Genomic DNA, 4,594 nt, shown 5'->3' on the forward strand with positions numbered 1-4,594 from the left:
CTTGCCAAGCCGGCGGCCAGCGTCAATTATCTCCTGACTCGGCCGCCTCGTCTCATCTTGATTGACGCGCCGCTCTCATCCTGATTGTCGCGCTATAAATGGTTGGCGCTGAAGCCTAATACCCACGAAGGGTATGTTAGCTGGGAGAGGTTCGAGGCGATCCGCACCATGGTCAGCAGCAACGTTCCCACCGGTCGGCATCACGGCGCGCCCAAGCATGGTGACGCGCTGCTGGCCGGTCTGATCCGGTGCAAGCGCTGCGGCCGCAAGCTCACACTCCGGTACTCCGGCATGAAGCACCATATCCCGCGCTATAGCTGCAGTCGCGCCTGGATGGACAATGGCGGTCCCCACTGCATCGCTTTCGGCGGACTGCGCGTCGATGATGCAATCGAGGAGGCATTGCTTGGCGTCGTCGGTCCGGGCGCTATCGCCGCGGCAAACGCTGCCGCTAAGGAAGCCAGGGAACGGCGGGATCAGGTGCGCGAGGCTCTCAGTCGCGACCTCGAAGCGGCGCGCTATGCCGCCGACCGGGCCTTCCGACAGTACGATGCCGCTGACCCCGCGAACCGGCTGGTGGCGGGCGAGCTTGAAGCGCGCTGGAACAGGGCGCTCGCTCACGCGGCGGAGGTCAAGGGCAAGATCGCCATGCATGATGCGGCGATGCCCGCCCCCATTGCTGATCCAGCTTCGCTCGGCGTTCTGGCCTCGAACCTCAGAACGGTCTGGGATACGCCGACGACGGATGCGCGCCTCAAGAAGCGCATCGTGCGCACCCTCGTCCATGAGGTCGTGGCCGATATCGACGATGCGGCCTCCGAGATCGTCCTCATCGTCCACTGGGTCGGCGGCGTTCACAGCGAGATACGCCTGCCCAAGCGCCGGCGCGGGCAGCGTAACAGCACCTCCGCCAACATCATCGAAGCTGTGCGCCAACTGGTACTGATCGCCAGCGACGATCTGATCGCCGGACTCCTCAACCGCAACGGTCTCAAGACAGGTAACGGTCATCGCTGGACGCGCGAGCGTGTCACCTCGATGCGCTCGAACTATCGCATCCCGGTGTTCAAGCCCGCCGAGGACGGGATCGAGCCCTGGCTAAACCTGAGCAACGCGGCAAAGCTCCTAAAGATTGCGCCCAAGACGCTCCGGCTCGCCGCTGAAGCCGGCGACATCGCAGCCATCCATCCGCTCTCGGACGGCCCGTGGATCTTCGCCCGCGCCGAGCTGATAACAACTGCTGCTCGATCTATCGCCGAACGAGCGCGACAGAACCCAAGGTACCCCACAGGATCGCATCCCAATCAGCAAAACCTCTTCTCTTCAACAACATAGACAGATGGGTGTTCTGATGCGCAGTTGTAATCCTCCATCCAGTGGTCGATCCGCAGCAGCGCGGTGCGCGCGTCGGCCGCGGCGATCCGCCGGTAGCCATAGCTCGGGCGGGCTTCCACCAAGCGCCGGATATCGGAAGTGAGCTTTGTATCCCCGGCGCGGGTCTGGGGCCCGCGCTTCGGAACGCTTGCCGCCGGCTCGCTCAACCAATTTCGAACGGGCTACCCCAAGAGTCTCTGCGATCAGTTTCACGGGTATCCTCCGGTGCCTGCGATCGCGACAGCAAGCTCGGTTTTTTTACCCGTGCAAGATCAAGAGCTTCCTTGAGGATCCCGACCTCCATGGTTTTGCGGCCCAGCAGGCGTTCGAGGTCTCCGTTCCTCCAACCGCCGCACCTCGGATGCGGCGACCACATCCCCGCAATAAATCCATTTCTTATGGGCAATATATGACTGTCTGGCTCAATGAAGTTGCGCTGCGCTCTCTCGGGCGGTTTCCGTCAAGCGAGCGATTGGGTCGCCCATAAGTCCGCATTCCAGACGATGGTCCAGGCCCGTTAGGGTTCCTTGCCCCCTTCGCTCATCAGCAGACAATGGGTTTGCGAGCGAAGCTAATCTTGAGGCTCTGGCTGAGCTGCTTCTTGAGCCGCCTCCATGTTGTTTTCGGCACATCGCGGCGCCGACCTCGTCGGCGGGCCAAATAGGCGACAGCGACGTGGCCGAGGCTCACCAAGCCCGCTGCGCGGCACACTCGGAGAACTTGCAGAAACAGATCCGCAAGTGTGTAGAGATGACGCTTCCGAAAATCACTAATGGTACGGAAGTCCGGTCTATTCATAGCGGTTAACGCCATGAAATCCAGACGCTCCTCACAGCACCGGTTCGAAACGGCGGAGCGCCATGATTCATCGCATTCGAATGGCGAAGAGAGTACTTGAAGAGGAGGCGAGACGCGACGGGGCGAGTATCCACGATCGTCGTCGTAACTCGATAGGATGGGGGTTGGGTCAATGAGCGATATGATCGGCCGGCACAAACTCGCCTAGCGAGGGTGGGAGCAGCTAGTCTTGGTCAGCATCCCAAGGGCGAAATGTCTTCATTCAAACATCGAATAGCGCGGTGGCTATCGAAGTCGATATCGGCTGAGAAAGCAAGTGGTCGAGCCAGTGTTTGGACAAATCAAACAGGCGAGAGGTTTTCGTCAATTCTTGCTGCGAGGGCTCGACAAAGTCCGGGTGAGTGGGCGTTGGTTTGCACCGCCCACAATCTTCTCAAACTCGCCGGCGCCCGCTAATCTCAAACGGGCGCGATGCAAAAAATCCGACCTCTCTCCTTCGCGTACGCTAAGGCAATACTCAGACGGGCTCCTAGCATTACAGTTGCTATTTCAGATGAGTTCTGAATCCATCGGCGCATCTCGATCGACCGTGTTCTCGCATGGTCGCTCTGGCGGCGAGCTCACCAGGCCGACGCACGCCGCGCTCACCTCAAACGAAAAATGTTCGCGGTAGGGACGCTCATTGCTGAGCGCCCCCCGCGCGGATCCGGACGAGCCCAATTAAGGCATCCGGCTTACCTTGGGTATGTGACCGCGAAGCGCTGCTGTGGCCAGGGATGGAGGATGCGGGGTTGTGGGAGCCATTCGTCCGCCAACCTCGTCATACGGTCCCACGTGAAGCCGCCTCGTTGACTTCGCCGCCGAAGCGTTCGACGCCAAAGATCGGTCACACAGTAGCGGAACGCTGAGAGCGCCCGCCCATTTGTAGGAACCCCATAGTATGCGAGGTGGCCGGTGACGACCTGTCTCAGCCATGCACCCTGGGCACGGATCGGTTGGTGCATCCGTCGCCGCAGCTCTTCCTTGATGTCCTGAAGCTTCCTCCGCAGACGGTCGCGACGGGTCTTCCTTTCGAGCAGGAAGTTCCCCCGGCGTGACTTACCGCAGATGTGGGTGAAGCCCAGAAACATGAAGGTCTCCGGTTTGCCAAGGCCGCGCCCTTTGCGATTGGCCGCCGCACGGCGACCGAACTCAATCAGGCGGGTCTTGTCTGGATGGAGCGTCAACGCGAATGCTTCAAACCGTTCACGCATCGCATCAAGGAAACGGCGAGCGTCGTCCTCATGCTCGAAGCCAACCACGAGATCATCGGCATAGCGCACGATAATCATGTCGCCGTGGGCCTCTTGCCGTCGCCAGCGTTCGGCCCAGAGATCAAACGTGTAGTGCAGGTAAGCATTGGCGAGCAGCGGCGAAATCACCGATCCCTGCCCCGTGCCCCTGTCGTCCACAGTTACGACCCCGTCTTCGAGAATGCCCGCCTTCAGCCATTTACGGATCAGGCGGATGATGCGCTTGTCGCCGATGCGGTGTTCCAGAAACTGGACCAGCCAGTCTTGGTTCACACTTCCGAAAAAGTTTTGCACGTCGGCGTCAAGTATCCAGTTCACCTTCCGCGTGGTGATCGCTACCGCCAGGGCGTCCAACCCATCATGTGGGCCTCTACCGGGTCGAAACCCGTATGGGTGAGTAGGCCGGGGTCTTTCACCGCCGGCCTCTCGCAGAACCGAGCGTGAGACTCTCGCCTCACTCGGCTCCCATCAGGCAAACGTGCCGGTCATACCAAGCCGCCAGTGTACGAACAGATCCGCTTTTTCCTGCGCCAATTTTTGCAGAAAGCGACTCGCGCGGATCTTGTGTGCTTTAAAGCGCCTGAACTTCCGCATCGCCCAAGCCAGAAGCATCTGATTAACGTATCTGAGCAGTGGGTACAGGGCCGAGGGCGCGTATCGTCCGTAGTATTCGATCCACCCCCGCAGGAGAGGATTGATCTGCCGTGCGATCTCGTCCATAGGCAAGTCTGTTCGATGTCGGAGGTTCAGTTCCCGCATCGCCGCCCGCATGGCCTTCAGCGCCGAGGCGCTGACCGCCGGGTTGAAGCCCCAGAACAGAGTTTTGTCTCGGGAGCGTCTAACCAGACGGGGCCGAAAGCCGTATCCGAGGAAGTCGAATTGAATGTTCGGATACGTGCCTTTGCGCTTCCCGTCCTTGCAATAAACGATCTTGGTTTTCGTCGGATGCATCTCCAGGCGGTACTCCGCCAGCCGTGCCTGAAGCTCCGCCTTGAGAGCCTGAGCCTCCTGCTCGTTCCGGCAGTGGACCAACCGTCGAGTCGCCCGGGGGAGTTTCACCCCCAGGCGCTCACAGATCCGGACGTGAACGTCTCCGCTCATCCGGCTCTTACCGTCCAGCCGCCGTCTTG

General features: G+C 60.5%; 3 protein-coding genes and 2 pseudogenes. 2 read left to right on the plus strand and 3 right to left on the minus strand.

Going from position 1 to position 4,594, the window contains the following annotated elements; genetic code table 11:
• Positions 1 to 102 precede the first annotated feature (102 nt).
• A complete protein-coding gene (locus QQL28_RS45415) occupies positions 103 to 1,335 on the plus strand; it encodes a recombinase zinc ribbon domain-containing protein (RefSeq protein ID WP_284276369.1) in 1,233 nt (410 codons plus the stop codon).
• 77 nt (positions 1,336 to 1,412) lie between these two features.
• On the opposite strand, the pseudogene QQL28_RS45420 reads toward QQL28_RS45415, so the two are convergent.
• Positions 1,413 to 1,751, minus strand: a pseudogene (locus QQL28_RS45420) (IS3 family transposase); the annotation flags it as partial.
• 698 nt (positions 1,752 to 2,449) lie between these two features.
• On the opposite strand from QQL28_RS45420, the pseudogene QQL28_RS45430 reads away from it, so the two are divergent.
• Positions 2,450 to 2,628: pseudogene (locus tag QQL28_RS45430) on the plus strand (transposase); the annotation flags it as partial.
• 278 nt (positions 2,629 to 2,906) lie between these two features.
• On the opposite strand, the gene QQL28_RS45435 reads toward QQL28_RS45430, so the two are convergent.
• Together QQL28_RS45435 and QQL28_RS45440 are read right to left on the minus strand one after the other, a co-directional pair.
• Positions 2,907 to 3,896, minus strand: coding sequence for a reverse transcriptase domain-containing protein (locus QQL28_RS45435; protein ID WP_284276371.1), 990 nt, complete (start codon positions 3,894 to 3,896; stop codon positions 2,907 to 2,909).
• A 36-nt stretch (positions 3,897 to 3,932) separates the two neighbouring features.
• Positions 3,933 to 4,594: group II intron maturase-specific domain-containing protein (locus QQL28_RS45440; protein WP_284276370.1), on the minus strand; the 662-nt coding region annotated here is incomplete at its 5' end.

This window comes from Bradyrhizobium iriomotense (assembly GCF_030160715.1).
Taxonomy (GTDB): domain Bacteria; phylum Pseudomonadota; class Alphaproteobacteria; order Rhizobiales; family Xanthobacteraceae; genus Bradyrhizobium; species Bradyrhizobium iriomotense.